This is a genomic window from Mesorhizobium sp. 113-3-9 (assembly GCF_016756515.1).
Classification (GTDB): Bacteria; Pseudomonadota; Alphaproteobacteria; order Rhizobiales; family Rhizobiaceae; genus Mesorhizobium.
Genome location: NZ_AP023246.1, coordinates 5201474 through 5222359, shown reverse-complemented (window position 1 = coordinate 5222359; position 20886 = coordinate 5201474). Strand labels below are relative to the sequence as shown.

The 20886-nt window shown below is 61.3% G+C and carries 16 protein-coding genes; 6 read left to right on the top strand and 10 right to left on the bottom strand.

The window, feature by feature from the left end; all coding sequences use genetic code 11:
- The first annotated feature begins 150 nt into the window (after window positions 1-150).
- A complete protein-coding gene (locus tag MesoLj_RS25660) occupies window positions 151-552 on the top strand; it encodes a hypothetical protein (protein WP_202322995.1) in 402 nt (133 codons plus the stop codon).
- A 59-nt stretch (window positions 553-611) separates the two neighbouring features.
- Here MesoLj_RS25660 and MesoLj_RS25655 read toward each other — a convergent pair whose 3' ends face one another.
- The 6 genes from MesoLj_RS25655 to MesoLj_RS25630 all read right to left on the bottom strand — a co-directional run bounded on the left by MesoLj_RS25655 (window position 612) and on the right by MesoLj_RS25630 (window position 8538).
- On the bottom strand, window positions 612-875 hold the full coding sequence (locus tag MesoLj_RS25655; protein WP_202322994.1) for a curli assembly protein CsgF: 264 nt from the start codon (window positions 873-875) through the stop codon (window positions 612-614).
- Window positions 876-919: 44 nt separating this feature from the next.
- Window positions 920-1525: a hypothetical protein gene (locus MesoLj_RS25650; protein ID WP_202322993.1), complete on the bottom strand. Its 606-nt coding sequence runs from the start codon at window positions 1523-1525 to the stop codon at window positions 920-922.
- A gap of 44 nt (window positions 1526-1569) precedes the next feature.
- Window positions 1570-1962 (bottom strand): hypothetical protein, encoded by a 393-nt coding sequence (locus tag MesoLj_RS25645; RefSeq protein WP_202322992.1) that lies wholly within the window; start codon window positions 1960-1962, stop codon window positions 1570-1572.
- A gap of 65 nt (window positions 1963-2027) precedes the next feature.
- Window positions 2028-6797 (bottom strand): beta strand repeat-containing protein, encoded by a 4770-nt coding sequence (locus tag MesoLj_RS25640; RefSeq protein WP_202322991.1) that lies wholly within the window; start codon window positions 6795-6797, stop codon window positions 2028-2030.
- A 303-nt stretch (window positions 6798-7100) separates the two neighbouring features.
- On the bottom strand, window positions 7101-7955 hold the full coding sequence (locus MesoLj_RS25635) for a CsgG/HfaB family protein (RefSeq protein ID WP_140767980.1): 855 nt from the start codon (window positions 7953-7955) through the stop codon (window positions 7101-7103).
- 220 nt (window positions 7956-8175) lie between these two features.
- The gene (locus MesoLj_RS25630; RefSeq protein ID WP_202322990.1) at window positions 8176-8538 is read right to left on the bottom strand and encodes a hypothetical protein; all 363 of its coding nucleotides are present in this window, start codon (window positions 8536-8538) and stop codon (window positions 8176-8178) included.
- Between the two features lie 185 nt (window positions 8539-8723).
- Here MesoLj_RS25630 and MesoLj_RS25625 point away from each other — a divergent pair, with 185 nt between their 5' ends.
- Together MesoLj_RS25625 and aspS are read left to right on the top strand one after the other, a co-directional pair.
- A complete protein-coding gene (locus tag MesoLj_RS25625) occupies window positions 8724-9377 on the top strand; it encodes an invasion associated locus B family protein (RefSeq protein WP_140767976.1) in 654 nt (217 codons plus the stop codon).
- Window positions 9378-9575: 198 nt separating this feature from the next.
- A complete protein-coding gene (gene aspS, locus MesoLj_RS25620; protein ID WP_244735567.1) occupies window positions 9576-11477 on the top strand; it encodes an aspartate--tRNA ligase in 1902 nt (633 codons plus the stop codon).
- A 117-nt stretch (window positions 11478-11594) separates the two neighbouring features.
- Here the strand turns inward: aspS and MesoLj_RS25615 are convergent, their stop codons facing one another.
- Window positions 11595-12785: a hypothetical protein gene (locus MesoLj_RS25615; protein WP_202322988.1), complete on the bottom strand. Its 1191-nt coding sequence runs from the start codon at window positions 12783-12785 to the stop codon at window positions 11595-11597.
- Window positions 12786-13123: 338 nt separating this feature from the next.
- Here MesoLj_RS25615 and parC point away from each other — a divergent pair, with 338 nt between their 5' ends.
- Both parC and MesoLj_RS25605 read left to right on the top strand, forming a co-directional pair.
- Window positions 13124-15376 carry a DNA topoisomerase IV subunit A gene (parC, locus tag MesoLj_RS25610; protein WP_140767969.1) on the top strand — a complete coding sequence of 751 codons (2253 nt, stop codon included), beginning with the start codon at window positions 13124-13126 and terminating at the stop codon, window positions 15374-15376.
- A gap of 252 nt (window positions 15377-15628) precedes the next feature.
- A complete protein-coding gene (locus MesoLj_RS25605; RefSeq protein ID WP_140767967.1) occupies window positions 15629-16843 on the top strand; it encodes an AI-2E family transporter in 1215 nt (404 codons plus the stop codon).
- 39 nt (window positions 16844-16882) lie between these two features.
- On the opposite strand, the gene MesoLj_RS25600 is transcribed toward MesoLj_RS25605, so the two are convergent.
- The 3 genes from MesoLj_RS25600 to MesoLj_RS25590 form a co-directional block, all read right to left on the bottom strand.
- Window positions 16883-17779: a DMT family transporter gene (locus tag MesoLj_RS25600; RefSeq protein WP_140767965.1), complete on the bottom strand. Its 897-nt coding sequence runs from the start codon at window positions 17777-17779 to the stop codon at window positions 16883-16885.
- A 128-nt stretch (window positions 17780-17907) separates the two neighbouring features.
- Window positions 17908-18672: an arginyltransferase gene (locus tag MesoLj_RS25595; RefSeq protein ID WP_010915563.1), complete on the bottom strand. Its 765-nt coding sequence runs from the start codon at window positions 18670-18672 to the stop codon at window positions 17908-17910.
- Between the two features lie 139 nt (window positions 18673-18811).
- Complete coding sequence (locus MesoLj_RS25590) at window positions 18812-19282, bottom strand: RDD family protein (RefSeq protein WP_056562574.1); 471 nt, start codon at window positions 19280-19282, stop codon at window positions 18812-18814.
- 215 nt (window positions 19283-19497) lie between these two features.
- On the opposite strand from MesoLj_RS25590, the gene sthA reads away from it, so the two are divergent.
- Window positions 19498-20886, top strand: coding sequence for a Si-specific NAD(P)(+) transhydrogenase (gene sthA / locus MesoLj_RS25585; protein WP_202322987.1), 1389 nt, complete (start codon window positions 19498-19500; stop codon window positions 20884-20886).

Here is a 20886-nt window from a genome sequence, read left to right as displayed (position 1 = left end):
CGGACCGAACTGCGTGGCTCAAGCCGACATCGCTATCGCTGGACACTACATAAAATTCACCTCGAAATTTTAACGAATTACACATCATGGCGCTAAACGCTAAATTATCGCATGTCATGTATCGTCTGCTTCATAACAGAGGGCAGGGACATGAAAATAAAAACAACAATATATGCGGTTGCCATGGCAGCATTGCTGTCTGGAAATGTACAGGCGTCGGACTTTTATTCTCCGGCTTACGTAAATCAGATCGGATCCGGTTCGTATTCGCGCTCATTCGCAACAATGAGCACGGAAGACATCGTGAAGCCGATGTTCCAGGTGGCTACGGCGATGTCTGCCTTGCGGCCGAGCCAAGGCAATCTCGGATTGGTATGGCAGGATGGCGATACCAACAATGCCTCGATCGCCCAGGATGGCGTCGGCAATGTCGGGCTCATCCGCCAGATCGGCTTGGAAAACACCGCCTCCATCACGCAGAGCGGCTCAGGCCATCAGGCGCTGATTTTCCAGCAGGGCCGCGGCAACGTGGCGATCATCCACCAGCGCTGAATTCGCCAACTTGAAGCAAAAGGCCGGGTCTTCCCGGCCTTTTCGATTCCAGTGCAGCGTCACGGGTTCGTGTTGACAGGAGGCAGATCCGTCGGATCCGGATCGGGCTGCGGGATGCCGCCGAAATCGGGGAAATCGATGGAGAATCCCGGAGACCCGCCACCCGCGGTCTGCGCCGTCGCCTGCGAAAGCAGCCAGTTACCGTTTAGCGGATCGCCGCCGAAGGTCGGATTGACCGGCTTGTAGACGAGTTCCGACGCCGTGGAGGTTCCGATCGCGGCGATTGCCGCGATGCCAGCGGCGAGCACGATGGTGCGTAACATAGTCAATCTCCTTCTTCACTAGGATCAATCAGCAGCCAACCGCATCACTTCTTGGGAATGACATACATGCGGCCCGGAACGATGACGACGACCGCATTTTGCAAGCCGCGAAGGCCGGTGGGCATCAGGTAGTTTCCGGATTGTGGCGTCTGAATTGCCAGGACGGTAGAATTGCTGGCATTGGTCACATCGAGAGCGCCTGCGAGGTCGTTTCCCTTCTGCAGGTACGCAACGCTGTTATTGTTGCCAGACACGCCGACAAGCTGGAAGTTCCGGTCGCCCTGGCTGGCCTGCAGCACATTGTTGTTGGTGCCGCCCTGCACCAGCAGAAGCGCGGAATTGCTGCCCTGGATCGACTGGACCGCGCGGTTGTTGCTGCCGGCCTGATTGATCGAGGACAGGTTGCTGGCGCCGTCGATTGAAGACATGGCGTGGTTGGTATCGCCGATCTGCGCGATCGATGTCGTGGTCTGCGCCTGGCCCAGGATGAACGGGCCGATTGGCTGCATCAGCACATTGAGCGTGGCCTTGGCGTCCGGCGAATTCTCAACCAGCAGGTCCTCGGCTGACGCAGACGCTGCAACCAGCGCAAGGACCGAAACGGCCGCGGCGCGCCCAAGCGCCTTGCTCCATCTGCCCAGTCTACCCATCTGTCTCTCCTTGCGCTGCCGGAAGGCGCGCGGTTGCAAGCTTGTCAGGTCCGGATGCCCGGCGCGTCGAAGTCGATATTTTCCGAGAGCCGGCATAGTTCCGTGCCCCCGGATGTGGCGACCATCTCGATGCTGATGCTGCTCGGCTGTCCGATGGCGATCAGGTTGTTGCCCGGGAAACTGACGGTCTGGCTGGTGAAATTCGTGTTCGTCCCCGATCGGCCATGCACCGTGATGGCGAACTTGCCGGCGAGGCTCTCGCTCGTTTCGATAAACGGCCTGATCCTGGTCATGGCGCCGCTTTCGATCGTGACGCCGCACTTCACGACGCGACTGTCGAGGATCCTGGCGTCAAGGGTCTGGCTATCCATGGAAAAAGCACCGGTGTTGCCGCCGAGAACAAGGGCACTTGCCAGAAAGCCGGTTTTCCAAGCCATCCGCAGCCTCCCTGTCGGGTTGAAAGGGATGTGGGGCGCCCGAAGCGCCCCACATCGTTGCAAGCCTAGTTCTGTACGACCGCGGCGACGTTGCCGCGACCGGACTGGAAGACCAGCGAGTTGTTGCCGCTGTTGTGCTGGGTGACGGAGGCGATGTTCGGGTTCGACCCGCCACCGATGCCGTTCTGCAGCACTGTCGAACTGTTCGAGCTGCCGTCCTGGATGATGTAGGCGAAGCTGTAATCACCAGCCTGAGCGACCAGCGAGGTCTGCGAGGAGCCCGACTGCAGCACCGAGGCACCGGAGTTGTTCGCATCCTGCACGATCAGCGACGAACTGCCGGTTCCCGACTGGGCGGTGACCGCCCAATCCTGGCTACCGTGCTGGATTGTCGCCGACTGGTTGTTCGACCCCTTTTGCGAGGTGATGGCGAGGTTGCTGTCACCGATCTGGGTGGTCAGCGACAAGTCGGTCGAGGCCACCTGCAGGTTCGCCACGTCGTCAAGCGAGTCGATATTTGTCAGATCGAGATCGCCGGACTGGGTGGTGAAGGCCTGATTGTGGTTGCCACTCTGGATCGTGCCGGCCGCAGAAGCCAATGCGGCTTGCTGGGTGGTCACCGCCAGGTTGCCATTGCCCTGCTGGAAGGTGCCGGCAAGCACGCCCGCCGTCAGCTCCTGCGAGTTGATGGAAGCATTGCCGTCGCCAACCTGAATGCTGGCCGCCAGCGAAGCCGCCGCGCCAACCTGAGAGTTGGTCGCGAAGTTGCCGTTACCGTCCTGGACGATGGCCGCTGCCGACGCGATGGTCGGGACGACGACCTCGGGAAGCGCGTTGCCAACCGATTGCAGCCCAGCCACCGCAGCCGCGGAGAGCGAGGGGCCGACTAGCGCGTTGGCGGCGTGCAGAAGATCTGGGCTTGCTGGAGCGTGGTTGGACTTCTTCCAGGCCCAGACCGACACAGTTGCATGAGCCGTCACGTTTTCCGGAATAATGACCTTGCCGACCTGACTGTTGGAGCCAAAGTTGCCGTTGCCGTTCTGGATGACCGCTGCAACCGAATCTTGAGCAGGTGCATCGTCGGTTCCGGTCAGGCCGGCATTCGACCACTGCAATCCGTACTCATAAGTATCTCCAAAGAACACAAACTGTTTGAACTCTCCAAGCTTCTGCTTGCCATCTGGCAGGCCCAGGGTGACCGTCTGAGAATTACCCTGGGTGTTGAACGCCTGGTTGTTGTTACCGACCTGAACGACTGCCGCAGTGACGCTCGAGCTGCCGTTCTGCTGGGTGTTGACGGCGCCATTGCCGTGACCGTACTGCGCGATGAAGGCACTCGAGTCCTGAACGCCATTCTGGACGTTGAAGGCGAGATTGGTGGCGCCCCCGTCACTGCCCTGCAGGATAAGCGCGGAGCTGCCGTCGACGTTGGTCTGGGTGTTGGCGGCAAGGTTGGCGCCGGCCGACGTGCCGAACTGCACGATGGCAGCGCTGGAGTTGGTAACGCCGGTCTGGGTGTTCGCACCAACGTTGCCGGTGCCGCCCTGGACGATCAGGGCCGAGGTCGGATCGACACCGTTCTGGTCGTTGAGCGCGACGTTGCCGCTGCCGAGCTGGACGATGGCCGCGGATGCTTCCGTCGAACCGCCATACTGCAGGTTGGTGCCCTTGTTGTTGTTGCCGGCCTGCACGATGCCAGCCGAATTGTCCTGGCCACCGGTCTGGACGTTGTAGCCCTCATTGCCGTTTCCGGCCTGGAGGATGCCTGCCGACAGGCCGGCGTGGGTCGCATCGGCGGCCTGGATGTTCGACCCGGTGTTGCCGTCGCCGAACTGGGCAACGACAGCCGTGTTGCCGGTGTCGTCGGCATGCTCGGTGGTCAGGCCCGTCTGCACATTGCCGGCGATGTTGTTGGAGCCGACCTGGATGATGCCGGCCTGGTTGTTGTACCCGTCCTTCTGGTAGTTGGCGGCAGTGTTGGTCGAGCCGAACTGTGCGATACCCGCCTGGTTAGGCAAGCCCGCCGATACGAGGCCGCCATTCACCTGGGTGTTTGAAGCCGTGTTGTGGTCGCCGCCCTGCACGATGGCAGCGTTGGCGAATGTGCCGGCCACCGGCGATGCTCCGGTCTGCAGATTGGCGGCAGCATTCGACGTGCCGAATTGGGCGATAGCCGCGTTGTCTTTACCTGTGAGGTTCTGCGTGTTCGTCGCTATGTTCGAGGTACCGACCTGCACGATCCCGGCATTCAAGTCACCTCCGACCTGTACGTTGGATGCAACGTTGGTTGTGCCGCCCTGTGCAATGCCGGCATTGTTGTTGCCGCCTTGCTGGAAGTTGATGGCGATATTGCCATCGCCGGCCTGGATCGTTGCGGCATTCAGTGTCTTACCCGGAATGAATGCGCCGCCATCCGTGTAGACCGACTGCGTATTGCTGGCATAATTGCCGTCACCGGCCTGAGCGATCAGGGCGTTCGAGTTGTTGACGGTATCCTGCGTGTTGACCGCGCCGTTGCCGACGCCGGCCTGGATGATCGCGGCGGACGTCGGATCGACGTTGGTCTGCACGTTGGCCGCCACATTGCCTGTGCCGCCCTGCACGATCAGAGCCGTCGCATCAGAGCCCCCGGTCTGCGTGTTCGCGGCCGAGTTGGTGGCGCCGACTTGAACGATGCCGGCTGTGTTACCCTGGCCGCCTGTCTGCAGATTGACGCCACCATTGCCATTGCCGACCTGGAGGATGCCCGCCACGTCGACCCCACCGCTGGTGTCGCCGACGGTGTCGTTCTGCGTGTTGATAGCCTGATTGCCATCGCCGAACTGTGCGATGCCGGCCTGGTTCTCGTTGCCGCCGGTCTGCGAATTGACGGCGCCATTGCCGGTGCCGCCCTGGATGATCAGCGAGTCATTGTACCAGCCGTGCAACTGGGTGTTGCCCGCGACGTTGGTCGAGCCGCCCTGTACGATGCCGGCAGCGTTGCCAGTGCCGTAGGTCTGGGCATTCCCGGCACTGTTGCCCGTACCACCCTGGACGATGGCCGCGGACGCCGTGGACGGGTTGTTCTGGACATTGAGCCCGGTGTTTCCGCTGCCGACCTGCAGGATTGCCGCATTGCTGTAGTTCGGGTCGATCTGCACGTTTCCGGCCGTGTTGCCGGTGCCGAATTGCGCAATACCGGCGACGTTGTCGATGCCGAAATTGGCCGAGTTGCCGCTCTGGGCGTTTGTTGCCGTGTTGAGGCCGGGACCTGTGCCGACCTGAAGGATGTTCGCCGAATTGTTCTTCACGCCGGTCTGTGAGTTCCCGGCGAGGTTGGCGTTCGGATTGCTGCCATATTGGGCGATCAGCGCATCCGAATCGACGACGTTGGTCTGGACGTTCGCGCCGGTATTGCCGGTGCCGCCCTGGATGATGAAGGCCGAGGTCGGATCGACATTCGTCTGATCGTTGAGGGCCACATTGCCACTGCCGATCTGAACCACGCCTGCCGAAGCCGCGACAGACCCGCCGTCCTGCAGGTTGGTGGCCTGGTTGCTATCGCCTTGCTGCAGGATGCCGGCGACATTGCTCTTGCCCGCGTCCTGGGAATTGAGGGCCGCGTTGCCGCCACCATTCTGAATGATGCCGGCCTTGTTGTTGCCGCCCTCGATCTGCGCCGTCTGCAGGTTGGTGGCGCCGTTGCCATTGCCGTTCTGCAGGATCAGCGCGGTCGCGCCAGTGGTGCCGCCGCTCGTCGAAACGTCGTTCGCTGCGCCGACCTGGCTGTTGAAGGCGGTGTTGCCATCGCCATCCTGGACGATGCCGGCGACGTCACCGAAGCCGTTCTTCGAATTGTTCACCGCGTTGTTGCTGTTGCCGACCTGCAGGATGCCGGCCTTGTTGCCGGTGCCGAGGTGGCCGCCGTCACGGCTAAGGTTCGTCGCCGTGTTGTTGTCGCCGAACTGGGCGATGGCCGCGTCGTTGTCGGTGCCGCCGGTGTGCAGGTTGTAGCCCTTGTTGCCTTCGCCGCCCTGGACAATGGCGACCAGCCCACTGGTGCTCGAATCCTGGCTGTTGATGCCGAGATTGTCTTTGCCGACCTGCACGATGCCGGCCTCGTTGCCATGGCCGATATCATATTGAGTGATCAACGGACCAGTGTTGTAGGCGTCGATGAACTGGCTGTTGTAGGCCTGGTTGTTCTCGCCACCCTGCGCGATGGTCGCGGTGGAGCCTTTCTGTTGGCTCTGCGCGTTCGACGCAACGTTGTTGGAACCGCCCTGCAGAATGCCGGAGAAAGAATCGGAGGCGGTGACGTTCGGCCCCGACAGCTGCGTGCTGAAGGCATAGTTGCCGACCTTGCTCGAATCCAGATTGAGCTGGATGATGCCGGTGTCGTTGTTGCTGCCCTGCTGTTCGTTCTGGGCCAGGTTCGAATATCCGCCCTGGAAGATGGCGCCGCGGTTGTCGCCGGTCTGCAGGAACCGGTTGACCAGGTTGTGCTCGCCGAACTGGGCGAGGCCGGCGACGTTGTTGCCGGTCTGATGGAACACGCCGCCAATGAAATTGGCATTGCCGAGCTGCTCCACGCCGAGGCTGTTCGTGCCGGTCTGAGCTACCGTCGGGTTGTTGGAACCATCGAGCGGCAGGAAGAAGTTGCCCGTGCCATGCTGGTAGATGAAGCCTTGATTTGCGCCTTCCTGAGAGGGCAAGCCTTCCTGCGACAGGTAGGCGAAATTGCTGTTGTTGAGCTGGCCGATGAAGGCGGTGTTGCCGGCCATGGCGGCTCCCGCCATCGGCATGATCGCGGCACTGGCCAAGAGACCGGCGCGGAAAAGTTTGGAACGTGTCATTCGATAATCCCCCTTTGATGGAGCTCTAGAAGCAAACCATAGACCCAACCTGACCGTCCGAACGGTCAGGTTCCCAAGCGTCAGCTAATACGCATTTTCAGAGAAGCGCAAGTCTAATTTGTTAAAAATTCGTTAATAGGTAAATGGCAGGAAGAGGAATTGGCGAATCAACCGCGCGAATCGTGGATTTAATCCAGGTATCTCGCCGGAATTAGAATTTAAAATTTTAACAATACTTCTGATTTGTCTGTACTTGCGATTGTCAATTTGAAGAGATTGTGTGGGATCCGAGTGGTGACGACCTCAGGATCCGGGTCGCTCTGTTTTCGCATAGGTCTTTGCGAATTCGCCGATGAGTGCTGGGGCTCGGCTTTGGTCACTCAGTTTCCAGAGGCCTTGCTTCACTCCCTGTACGATGAGGGAATAGACAGCGAGTTCCATTCCTTCACGCACCGCCAGGTGGCCCGGGTCGTTGTAGGACGTTCCGATCTCGGCCTCGAGCAACTCCGTCGGCGCGGCAAATGTATAGGCGCCACCGCGAACCTCGAAGGAATAGATCTGCTTGGACGTTGTCGTGGAGACAAGTATTTCGCCGGTCTGCACGCTCACGGCCCGCAGTGATATGGTCACCAGGTCGGACCGGTAGGTTACATCGCCACCAATACCGAGATAGCGCGCTCCCGCACCTCCGGTTTGCTCGTTCGAGTCATAGCCGACAATGCCACCTTCCAGGATCAGGCCGGCAAAGCGAACAGGGGGAAGGTTGGGCAGTCCCTTCCCGTAAGCACGCTGTGTGTTCTCAATCAGGGTCCGTTCCTGGACCAGGTTCTTCAACCCGCCGCGCTCGACCACCCGGAACCAGTTACCGCGACCAGCGGATTTCAACACATCGATGAGGATGTTGGCGCCGCCTTGCGTCACCGCGCGACTGTACTCTGCGAAGTTCTCGTTAGGCTTTGCTTGCCCGGTCAAGTCCGGGAAATCGTAGACGGCAACATCCACAGGCACGGCCGGTGCGGGAACATCGGACAATCTATGGGTTGTCTTGGTCAGGGATTCGAGATGAGCGGGAGGTGTCGGCAGTTGTTGGCCGGTTTGGCAACCTGACAACACAAGGCCAGTGAGGGCCAAAAGGCCCGCAACCTTGAATGAATGCATTTATATTCCCCCCACGCACGTGACCGACTAAATCCGGCCACTCCTGCGTTAACGCCCTATTAAGCATTAGCGTTTCGCCTGGGGGGTTACAAGAGTATTTGCTACTTTAGCGCGATTTAACGTTAATTTGTGGCTGACTTTTTTTGAAATTGGCGGTTTTCGAGGCTATAAAACATATATTAGCAACAATTAAATTAGCTGTAATTCACCTTTTATTTGATCAACGCTTCACGACACCACGACCGACTGTCGGCATCTGCTTGTCGGCGTTTGCGGCCGCCAGTGCCAACGAAACACCAGGGCCGACATTGGGATAGGCAAACCGTTTCCTGGCCGCCAGTTCGTGCGCCCGGCTTTGGGCGGCTGCGTTCGGTCGGTTTTTCTGCGAGCGAACGACCGCGGGGCGCGAATCCGCGGGCAGTTGCCGGATATAGGCCGGCCCGGTGCCCGTGCTCATTTGTTGTAGCCCCTGGCCGCCTGTGCTCTGGTCAAGCTGGTTGACATAGGCATCGGCCGAAGCTGCGGATACGGCCATGATACTTGACATGGCGAGCATGAACGCCTTCCCGAAAAATCGATCCAAGCTGAAACTCTCCCCTCGGTTCTTGCTCTACAAGTGTTGTAGCTGGACGAAATTCTATTGTCCTGCCCAGAAAGTCGTCCCTCGATGACACCCTGTCAAGCTGGCTGTCGAAGCGGCTGGCTGTTCTGCTTGTTTGGCATTAGAGTGGCCTAAACAACTCACTCATACTAAAGCAGGATCTGACGATGATGCGCCCGATTTATGTCTTGTCCGCTCTTTTCCTTACCGCGATGTCCGTTCCGGCCTTTGCACAATCCCAAGGCCGCCAGGGCCTGGACACGATCGTCGAGCCGATCGTACCGGAACGGCAAATTGGCCTGCCCGACAAGGCACCATCCGATCAACAGCCCGTTTTGAATGCTCCCTTGGCCGCACCGCGCGCGCGAAAAGCCGAAGCTCCTGCCGCTCGCGAGGCTCAGCCGGCCAAGGCCGCGTCGGTTTTTGGGACATGGAAGACAGAATGCTTAGAAAAAGCGGCCAAGCCGAATTGCCAGGTCATCGTGCGTTCCGCCGTCGGCGATCAGATCGCGCTGGTGTTGGGGATTGCCAGGCCGGCGAAAGGCGGCGCCCGGATGCAAATGGCCGTGCCGCTCGGTCTCGCCATCGAGAAGGGCGTGACGATCAAGGTCGGCGCTTATAGCAACGCCTTCCCGATCAGCCGCTGCACGGCGCAAGGATGTCTTGTCGAGGGGGAGGTGCCGCAACCGCTCATAGAGGCCTTGCAGAAAGGCACCGATGGCGCCGCACTCATCTATTCGTCGGATGGCCAGGCTATCAAGCTGCCATTGCCGGCAAAATCCTTTGCCGAAGCCTACGCATCGATCAGCACCACCAACTGATCGGACGGTGGTGGCGCATAACGTTGCGTGACTGACGAACCCGCCTTGGCTCCATGATGCCAGAGGCTCGGGTGGGTGAGGGCGCGCGCGGGTGCTCGCCTTGACAAATCCGGCCTCCCATGCGCTTTTCGCGCAAATTTTGGGCCGGGCTTTGATGCTTCGGCCTGCCACCCAGCACCCCGGACTTTACCAATGACCATGCACCGTTACCGCAGCCATACCTGTGCCCAGTTGAGAAAGAGCGATGTCGGCTCATCCGTTCGTCTGTCGGGCTGGGTGCATCGCGTGCGCGACCATGGCGGCCTGCTCTTCATCGACCTGCGTGACCACTACGGCCTGACCCAGATCGTCGCCGATCCCGATTCGCCTGCTTTCAAGGTCGCCGAGACCGTGCGCGGCGAATGGGTCATCCGCGTCGACGGCGAGGTCAAGGCGCGCCTGCCGGAGACGGTCAACGCCAACCTGCCAACCGGCGAGATCGAGATTTTCGCCCGCGAGATCGAGGTGCTGTCGGCGGCCAAGGAATTGCCGCTGCCGGTGTTCGGCGAGCCGGATTATCCCGAGGACATCAGGCTGAAGTACCGCTTCCTCGACCTGCGCCGCGACACGCTGCACAGGAACATCGTGGCGCGCACGAAAATCATCGCCGAGATGCGCAAGCGCATGAACGATGTCGGCTTCACCGAATTCTCGACGCCGATCCTGACTGCCTCGTCGCCGGAAGGCGCGCGCGACTTCCTCGTCCCGTCGCGCATCCATCCCGGCACCTTCTACGCGCTGCCGCAGGCGCCGCAGCAGTACAAGCAGCTGATCATGGTGTCGGGCTTCGACCGCTATTTCCAGATCGCGCCCTGTTTCCGCGACGAGGATCCGCGCGCCGACCGTCTGCCCGGCGAATTCTACCAGCTCGACCTCGAAATGAGTTTCGTCGAGCAGGACGACGTGCTCAATACGATGGAGCCCGTCCTCCGCGCGGTCTTCGAGACCTTCGCCAACGGCAAGCCGGTGACGCAGAAGTTCCAGCGCATTCCCTATGATGTCGCCATGCGCAAATACGGCTCCGACAAGCCGGACCTGCGCAACCCGATCGAGATGCAGGCCGTCTCCGATCATTTCCGCGATTCCGGCTTCAAGGTGTTCGCCAACATCCTGGCCAACGACCCGAAGGCCGAGGTGTGGGGCATTCCCGCCAAGACCGGCGGCAGCCGCGCCTTCTGCGACCGCATGAACTCCTGGGCACAAGGCGAGGGCCAGCCGGGGTTGGGTTACATCTTCTGGCGCGGTCAACCGACACTCGAAGACCTTGGATACGAGCAGTTTGATGATCGGGGAGACGCGGTTGAGAATGCTAAGTTTGCTCAAGCTACGGCGAAAATTGAACAATGGCGTAAAGATAATCCGTCTGGATATGAAGGCGCAGGCCCGCTAGCCAAAAATATTGGCCAGGAGCGTACAGAAGCAATCCGTAAGCAGCTTGGCCTTGGAGCTGGGGACGCCGCCTTCTTCGTCGCCGGCGACCCGAAGAAGTTCGTCTCCTTCGCGGGAGCGGCGCGCACGCGCGCCGGCGAGGAACTGAACCTCGTCGACCGCGAGCGCTTCGAATTGTGCTGGATCGTCGACTTCCCGTTCTTCGAATGGAACGAGGAGGAGAAGAAGATCGACTTCGCCCACAACCCGTTCTCGATGCCGCAGGGCGGCATCGACGCGCTGAACGGCGAGGATCTGCTCGGCATCAAGGCGTTCCAGTACGACATGGTCTGCAATGGCTTCGAGATCGCCAGCGGTGGCATCCGCAACCATCTGCCCGAAACCATGGTCAAGGCGTTCGAGACGGTCGGGCTGGACCGCGCCACGGTGGAGGAGCGTTTCGGCGGCCTCTACCGTGCCTTCCAGTACGGCGCGCCGCCGCATGGCGGCATGGCGGCGGGTGTCGACCGCGTCGTCATGTTGCTGGTTGGCGCCAAGAACCTGCGCGAGATCACCATGTTCCCGATGAACCAGCAGGCCTATGATCTGTTGATGAATGCACCGTCGGAAGCCTCGCCGCAGCAGCTTCGCGAACTGGCCCTGCGTGTCGCGCCGACCAAGAAGGACGCCTGATCGCAAGCTTCGGACGGCACTTTAAAGAACCGTCCGAACCGATTCTTTCGATTCACTAATCCAAAAAAATAGCCCGGCATCGCTGCCGGGCTATTTTCGTATCTTGAGGCCGTTCGATCAGTCTTCGTTGGCCTTTACGGCCACGCCGAGCGTCTTCGGCAGATCGAGCGGGTTGGACATGGCGCCCGCCATGATCAGCGCGAACGGCACCGATGCCGGCGGCTCGGCCGAGATTTCGAGACTCTTCGGGTCGTCCAGATATTTGCTGACCGCTGCCGTCACCTGCGCCGTCAGCTCGGGATTGTTGAGCTGCGCCATGCCGAACGGCACGATCGCCTTGGCCTGGTTGGCGATGTCCTTGGCCGACATGCCTTGCTGCTTGCCGACATATTCCAGCACCTTGCCGGTCAGCGAATCGTCGTCGAAGCGGATCGAGGCGCTGTTGAAGGAAAGCTGCTGCAACAGGCCGAGCATGGCCATGCCTTGCGCCGAATTGTCGGCGCCTTCGGGCTGCGCCGCCATCTTCTTCTGCATCTCCTGCAGCGACTTGACGAAGTCCAACGTATAGCCGCCGAGATCGAAGGTCATGCCGAGCGTGCCCGCATTTTCGACGGAGATGTCATATTTCGACAGTTCCATCTTGCCGTCCGAGGGCTGCCAGGTGCCGGCCATTGCGAGATTGCCGGAGATGTTCTGGTAGCCGAGCGCGTCGATGACTTCCTTGGACTTGGGATCCTCGACCAGCGAGAGATCGGCCGTGAACTTTTCCGTATTGCCGGTGAATTCCATCTCCTTGCCGTCCGCGGGCGGTGTGATCTGGATGGCAAGCCCGTCCATCGAGAAGGCGGTCTTGTCGGCAACCTTGACCGTCATGTTGGAGAGTTCGGCCGACTTGTACATCAGCAGCGAGCCCAGCGGGCCGGTGGCGCCTTCGGCCGGAACCGTCATGTCGTGGATGACGAAGGGGCTCAGGTTGAGGGTGACGCCATCCTTGCTGTGTTCGAAGGGGGAGGTCGAGACGGTGCCGATGTCGTAGCCGCCATTGGCCTCGGTCACGCCCTCGAGCTTGACGTCGCCGATCGGCAGGGCTTCCTTTTCCGCCGCCGGTTTGATGGACACGCCCTGCAGCACCATGCTGGTGTTGTCGCCGGTCACGCCGGTCCAGGAAATGTTCACGCCCTGGGCCGCCAGCGCCGCCTTCAGCCGATCGGCAACGGCCGCGTCCTGGGCAAGGGCCGCATTCAGCGGCAGTGTGAACAGGAAGGTCGAAAGAGCGAATTTCCGGAGAGTTGAGCGTTTGATTGTCATCGCAAGGTCCCTGAGAGTGTCCTGAAATTGTTTTTCAATTCTTCGCGCCATCACCATTCCGTGACGAACTGGACGGGAAAAAGGCATGTCCCGGCACAATGGTCAAAAATCGCGGTGAAAGGCAAACCCGATCCGAACGCCATTTGAGAATGCGGTGAATTTGGCATGAAGGTCGGGCCGTCGAGCGTTATCGTGCTTCGCAATAGATGCGGCGTGTAACAGATTGATGTTGGCCGGCAAGTGCGACCTTGCGGTTTCCTGTTGCAGAAAGGCACGCAAGTCGACCGGCCGGGCGCGCGCCTCTTGCCGCGAATCACCCGCTCGGCTAGTCCCAGCCCATGGGAAAAAGGCTTTTGCCGCCTCAAGATGGCGGTGGCGATCACATCGAACCGGTCGATCTGAAGAAGGCGCTGGAAGAGCGCTATCTTGCCTATGCGCTGTCGACCATCATGCACCGGGCGCTGCCCGACGTTCGCGACGGACTGAAGCCGGTCCACCGCCGCATCATGCACGCCATGCGCCTGCTGCGTCTCAACCCCGACCAGGGCTTCGCCAAATGCGCGCGTATCGTCGGCGAGGTGATGGGCAAGTTCCACCCGCATGGCGACCAGTCGATCTATGACGCGCTGGTGCGGTTGGCGCAGGATTTTTCGATGCGCTACCCCCTGGTCGACGGTCAGGGCAATTTCGGCAACATCGACGGCGATAACGCCGCCGCCATGCGCTACACCGAAGCGCGCATGACCGACGTGGCGACCGAATTGCTCGCCGGCATCACCGAGGACGCCGTCGACTACCGGCCGACCTACAATGAAGAGGACGAGGAGCCGGTGGTGCTCCCCGGCGCCTTCCCGAACCTCCTGGCCAATGGCTCATCCGGCATCGCGGTCGGCATGGCGACATCGATCCCGCCGCACAATGCGGCCGAGCTCTGCGACGCGGCATTGCATCTGATCGAGCATCGGGATGCGTCGGTGGCGAAGTTGATGGATTTCGTCCAGGGCCCGGATTTCCCGACCGGCGGCATCATCGTCGACAGCCGTGCCTCCATACTCGAAGCCTACGAGACCGGCCGTGGTGGTTTTCGCGTGCGTTCGAAATGGAGCCAGGAGGACCAGGGCAGGGGCACCTGGAGCATCGTCGTCACCGAAATCCCTTATGGCGTGCAGAAGGCGCGGCTGATCGAAAAGATCGCCGAGCTTCTGATGGCGCGCAAACTGCCGCTGCTCGAGGACGTCAGGGACGAAAGCGCGGAGGATATCCGCGTCGTGCTGGTCCCCAAGAGCCGTTCTGTCGATCCGGGCATCCTGATGGAATCGCTGTTCAAGCTGACCGAGCTTGAAAGCCGCTTCCCGCTCAACATGAATGTGCTGTCGCGCGGCAAGGTGCCCAATGTCCTGTCCCTCAAGGGCGTGCTGCAGGAATGGCTCGACCACCGCCGCGACGTTCTGATCCGCCGCTCGAAACATCGCCTCGGCGAGATCGAACGGCGGCTGGAAATCCTTGCCGGCTACCTGATCGCCTATCTCAACATCGACGAGGTGATCAAGATCATCCGCGAGGAGGACGAGCCCAAGCAGGTGATGATGGCCCGCTGGTCGCTCACCGACACCCAGGCTGAAGCCATCCTCAACATGCGCCTGCGGGCATTGCGCAAGCTGGAAGAATTCGAGATCCGCAAGGAATTCGATGGCCTGAGCGCGGAGAAGAAGCAGATCGAGGCGCTGCTGGCGTCCGATGCCAAGCAATGGTCGACGATCAAGTGGGAAGTCGCCAATCTGCGTGAAAAGTTCGGCCCGGAGACGGAAATCGGCAAGCGCCGCACCCAGTTCGCCGATGCGCCCGAGCACGACCTGACCGATATCGCCCATGCCATGATCGAGCGCGAGCCGGTCACCGTGGTGGTTTCGGAGAAGGGCTGGCTCAGGGCCATGAAGGGTCATCTGGCCGACCTTTCGACACTCACCTTCAAGGAAGGTGACAGCCTGAAGCTCGCCTTCCATGCCCAGACCACCGACAAGGTGCTGGTCTTCACCACTGGCGGCAAGTTCTACACCATCGGCGCCGATCGGCTGCCAGGCGGACGCGGCCATGGCGAGCCGATCCGCATCATCGTCGACATGGACAATGACCAGGACATCGTCACCGCCTTCGTCCACGATCCCAAGCGCAAGCTCTTGCTGGCCTCGCATGACGCCAACGGCTTCATCGTGCCGGAGGAGGAAGTGGTCGCCAACACCCGCAAGGGCAAGCAGGTGATGAACGTCAAGGCGCCGGACGAAGCCAAGCGCTGCGTGCCGGTCACCGGCGATCATCTCGCCATCGTCGGCGAGAACCGCAAGATGCTGGTGTTCGCGCTCTCCGAAATTCCGGAAATGGGCCGCGGCAAGGGCGTGCGGCTGCAGAAATACAAGGATGGCGGCCTGCTTGATCTCAAGCCGTTCACATTGGAGACGGGCTTGTCCTGGCAGGATTCGGCCGACCGCACCTTCACAAGGTCGCGCGAGGAACTGGCCGAATGGATCGGCGCCCGGGCATCGGCAGGGCGTATGGTGCCAAAGGGTTTCCCGAGGACAGGCAAGTTTGGGTAGCTGAGCCTTCTTCCTTCTCCCCCTGTGGGAGAAGGTGGCCTCGCGAAGCGAGGTCGGATGAGGGGTGCTCCAGCTTGGCACCAACGTCTCACTCCGCTGGAACACCCCTCAACCGTCTCGGCGCTACGCGCCGATCCACCTTCTCCCACAAGGGGAGGAGGAAGAGACGCCACCCAATCATTTGGACTATCGTCACGATTGCTGCACTATATCAGTGCATAACGGAGAAGGGTGTTTGGGAGACACGGGCGTTTGAAGGAATCCAGGATCCAGAAACCGGAACGGCAGCAGCGCCTGTTCGGCCTGTCGACGCCGTTGCGGTCGGCTGTCATTCCGCCGCTGTCGGCGGCGCGCTGGCTGCTGGTGCTGATCGTCGCCGCGGGCGTCTACTTCTTCCACGGCTTCCTGTTCCCGGTGCTGGCCGCGCTTGTCATCGCTTTCGCCAGCTGGCCGCTCTACCAGCGGCTGCTTGCCGGCGTTGGCGGTAACCGCACCGTCGCCGCCACCTTTGCCATCCTGTTCATCCTTGCCTTCCTGGTGATACCGATCGCGCTTGCCGGCACCTATGCGATCAACGAGGTGCGCGAGTGGGTGGCCTGGGCGATCGAGACCAACCGGCATGGTGCGACCACGCCACACTGGATCGCGACCATGCCTGTCATCGGCGACTGGCTGAACGAGCAATGGACGACCAATTTCGGGCATCCCGGCGGCATTGGTGAACTGATCCAGCTGGTCAGCGGCGCCAATATCGGCAGCATCTATCGTGGCGCGCTCGCCGCCGGCGGCAGTGCCTTTGGTCTGCTCCTGACGTTGCTGTTCATGATGATCGCCCTGTTCTTCGCCTACCGCGATGGCGAGCATTTTGCCGGCCAGGTCGACCGCCTTGGCGAGCGCATCCTGCCGACCAGATGGGAGCGGATTTCGCGCGTCGTGCCGGCGACGATCTCCTCGACCGTGACCGGCATGACCGTCATCGCCATCGGCGAGGGGCTGGTGCTGGGCATTGCCTACTGGCTGGCCGGCGTGCCGTCGCCGGTGACGCTCGGTGCCCTGACCGGCGTCATGGCGCTCATCCCCGGCGGCGCACCTTTGTCCTTCACCCTTGTCTCGATCTACCTCGCGGCCAGCGGCTCGCCCATGGCCGGTCTGGCGCTGTTCCTATGGGGTGCGGTCGAACTGTTCATCGTCGACAAGACGCTGCGCCCGAAGCTTGTCGGCGGACCGATAAAACTGCCTTTCCTGCCGACCTTTTTCGGCCTGATCGGCGGCGTCAAGACCATGGGCTTCCTCGGCCTGTTCATCGGTCCGGTGCTGATGGCGCTGCTGGTCGCCATCTGGCGCGAGTGGCTGCGCGAGGTGGAACTGGTCGACGAGTTGGCCGCCGGCTCGGCGACCGAGATCGAGGCCAGCCCACAGATCGAGGTCCTGCCGGAACCTGGCGCGGCAAAGAAGGCCAGCGCCTGATCCCGAAACGCGACTTGCGCCAGGCCCATCAATTACAATTTAGGCTGGATGGTGCACCGCAAGGTCACCCCGTTGCCTACGACCATCATGCAATTGCCAGAGCGAATGGGCGACCAGCGTGACGATCAGGATCGCGCCGCCGATCAGGCTGTTGCGGGTCGGTGCCTCGGCAAAGATCATCCACACCCAGACGGGCGCCAGCACCGTTTCGAGAACGTAGAACATCGCCACTTCCGGCCCAGAAATGTATTTCGGCCCGGCGGCAAGACAGAAGAACGAGATCGGCATGATGACGGCGCCGTTGAAGATGATCCACCACGGCGCGTTCACGTGGAAGCCTTCGCCCGATACCATGAAGGCTGCCAGCGCCATCGGCAGAAGCACGCCGACAAGTGAGGTGAAGCCCATGTCCTTGCCGCTGGCACGTGAGATGGTGATGGCCACCGCGATGAAGAAAGCCGAGCACAGCGCCATGAAATCGCCGAACAGCTTGCCGGTGCCGACCGACCCACCGACGATGACCAGCACGCCGAGGATCATGACCAGCATCGCCACGATGGTCACCAGCCGTGGCCTTTCCCGCAGGAATATCCAGGACAATAGCCCTGAGAACACGGTGTTGAAGGCCAGGATGAAGACGAGATCGGCGGTCGAGGTGTGATAGACGGCGGTGACGAAGGTGATCCCTGTCAACCCGTAGCATATCGCAACGATCAGGCCGGACCAGCCGGGAATGAGCGGCGGGGCGTTACGGCTCAAAGCCCGCCAGACCGACCAGATGACCATGGCGGCGACGAATGTGGTGCCAGTGCGCAGCAGCATGATCGTCCATGCGCCGCCGTCGGCGAGACGGATCAACGGTATGTCGACAGTCAGCGTCAGTCCGCCGATGGCGGTGATCAAAAGACCCTTCTGGTGGTCATGGTGGGAAGGCATGCAGGAACTTTCGCAATGAAATGCAGGCTGGCGGCTGACCGGTGCAGTAGCGCACTCTCTCCAGCCAACCGGCTGAAAGACCAGCATCCCCTGCCTTGAAACTGTTTAAGCGCGGATCGTGGAAAGACTCAGCGTGAAACCGCTTCGTTGGTGTAGCGCTCCCAGCCCTTGGGGCCGAGATGCTCCTGCGGCATGAAGCGCATCTTATAATTCATCTTGCGCGAGCCGTTGACCCAGTAGCCGAGGTAGACATGGGGCAGGCCCATCGCCCTGGCGCGGGCGATGTGGTCGAGGATCATGAACGTGCCGAGCGAACGCTCTTCGAATTCGGGATTGAAGTAGGAATAGACCATGGACAGGCCGTCGGCCATCTTGTCGGTGAGCGCCACCGCGATGAGCTCGCCCTGGCCCTTGCCGGTGATGAAGGTGTCGGGTCCGCGCCGCCGGTATTCGATCACCTTGGTGTCGACATGGGTGTCCTCGACCATCATTGCGTAGTCAAGCACCGTCATGTCCGACATGCCGCCGCGGCGGTGGCGGGCATCGAGATAGCTGCGGAACAGCGAATATTGTTCGGTCGAGGGCTCGGCATTGTGCATGGCGCCGACAAGGTCGGAATTGTGCTGCAGCACGCGCTTCATGTTGCGGCTGGCGGTGAATTCCTGGGCGAGGATGCGCACGGAAACACAGGCGCGGCAGGTCTCGCAGGCCGGCCTGTAGGCAATGTTCTGCGAACGCCTGAAGCCGCCTTGCGTGAGGAGGTCGTTCATCTCCGACGCCTTGTCCCCGACCAGATGCGTGAACACCTTGCGCTCGAACTGGCCGTCGAGATAGGGGCACGGCGACGGCGCGGTCAGGAAGAACTGTGGCGACTGGGTCGGATGCTGCGTCATCTAAGTCTTGGAAACGCTCCTTCGAGTCGCTCTACCTTTGGCGCGGAAAGCGAAAAATTCAACAGGATTGTGAAGGCACGTGCAAGCTGATGCCTTCACATTTGCGCCGACAAGGCGGGGAACGCTTCCGGAAAACGCCTCAACGGCCGGTACGGCTGACCACCGTGCCGAGCAGAAGGTCGTGCAGCGTGCGCTTGCGGTCGGAAAACAAGGTCACCAGCAGGACCAGCGGTGACAGGATGACGTTGCCAGCCCAGAACAGCACTGAGTGGACGACCGCGGTCAGGCCGTCGATCGGCCGGCCGTCGAGACGGTCGAGGCGGATGCCCATCATCTTCATGCCGGTGGTCGCCTGGTCGGCGCTGCCCAGCGTGTTCCAGATGTAGAGGATGGCGACGGCCGGCACCAGGACGCCGAACAGCATCCAGCCAACGCCAAGCGTCAGAAGCCCGAGGAAAAACACCAGAATGGCGAAGGGAATGGTGAGTAGGGCGACGATGATGTAGTCGAGCACGAAGGCCAGGATGCGCCTTGTGCGCACGCCCTCATAGGCCCTGACGTCGTCAAGCCGGGTGTTGATGATTTCGCCATCGAGAACGCGCGCGTTCATGTCATTTCCTCGTAACAAGGCCCGACATAGGGTGCGGACCGCTCGATGATGAAATGGTGAAGGCTTGCGGCGGAATCAAGGTCGAGCGCTTCGAGGAACGCGAAGTCTGAAAGCCGTGCTCCACGATCTGAATCGGTTGAATTTGCCGCGTGGATGGCATTAGCTTGTTGCGGCGCAACAAAGCGTGCTGGGGCAGAAGTGAGGGGACGGGCACTATGGACTACGACATGTTGGTCATCGGCAGCGGCCCCTCCGGACGCCGCGCCGCGGTGCAGTCGGCCAAACTCGGCAAATCGGTGCTGGTGGTCGATCGCGGCCGGCGTCTCGGCGGCGTCTCGGTGCACACCGGCACCATTCCCTCGAAAACGCTGCGCGAAACGGTGCTAAATCTCTCGGGTTGGCGCGAGCGCGGCTTTTATGGACGCGGCTACAGGGTCAAGCAGGACATTTCCGTCGGCGACCTGATCGAGCGCCTGCACAAGACGCTCGATCACGAGGTCGAGGTGCTGCAGCACCAGTTCATGCGCAACACCGTCAAAAGCGCCCGCGCTGCGGTGAAATTCCTCGGCCCCAACAAGGTCAGCCTGACATCGGACAATGGCGATTACAGCGAGGTCGGCTTCGCCAACGCGCTGATCGCGGTCGGCACCAGGCCGCACCGGCCGCGCGACGTGCCTTTCGACAAGACCCGTGTCTTCGACAGCGACGAGATGCTCGAGCTCGACCGCCTGCCGCGCACGCTGACGGTGATCGGTGGCGGCGTCATCGGCGTCGAATACGCCACGATCTTTTCGGCGCTCGATGTGCCGGTGACACTGGTCGAGCCGCGCAATTCCATCCTCGATTTCGTCGACCGCGAGATCGTTGATGATTTCATCCACCAGATGCGCGATCGCGGCATGACGATAAGGCTGGGCAGCGCGGTGAAGGAAATCCGCTCCAAGCCCGAGACCGCCGAGGTGGAGCTGGCCGATGGCCGCACCATCCGCTCCGAGGTCGTGCTTTATGCCGCCGGCCGCACCGGCAATGTCGGCAGCCTGGGCCTCGACCTGGTCGGCATCGAGGCCGACTCCCGAGGCCGCATCAAGGTCGATCCGCAGACGTTCCAGACCAGCGTGCCCAACATCTACGCCGCCGGCGATGTCATCGGCTTTCCGAGCCTTGCCTCGACCTCGATGGAGCAGGGCAGGGTGGCCGCCTGCCACGCCTTCGGCGTGACGTTGCCGCCGCCGCCGGAAACATTCCCGTACGGCATCTATGCGGTGCCGGAGATCTCGACGGTTGGCCAGTCCGAGGAACAGGTGCGTCAGAGCGGCGGCGCCTATGAGGTCGGTGTCGCCCGCTTCCGCGAGACCTCGCGCGGCCACATCATGGGGGTCGACACCGGCTTCCTGAAACTGCTGTTCTCGATCGAGACGCGGCGCCTGCTCGGCGCGCATATCGTCGGCGAGGGCGCCACCGAACTCATCCATATCGGTCAGGCGGTCATCAATCTGGGCGGTACGGTCGACTTCTTCGTCAACAACACTTTCAACTATCCGACGCTTGCCGAAGCCTACAAGATCGCCGGGCTCGATGCCTGGAACAGGATGGGGCGAGGCTGA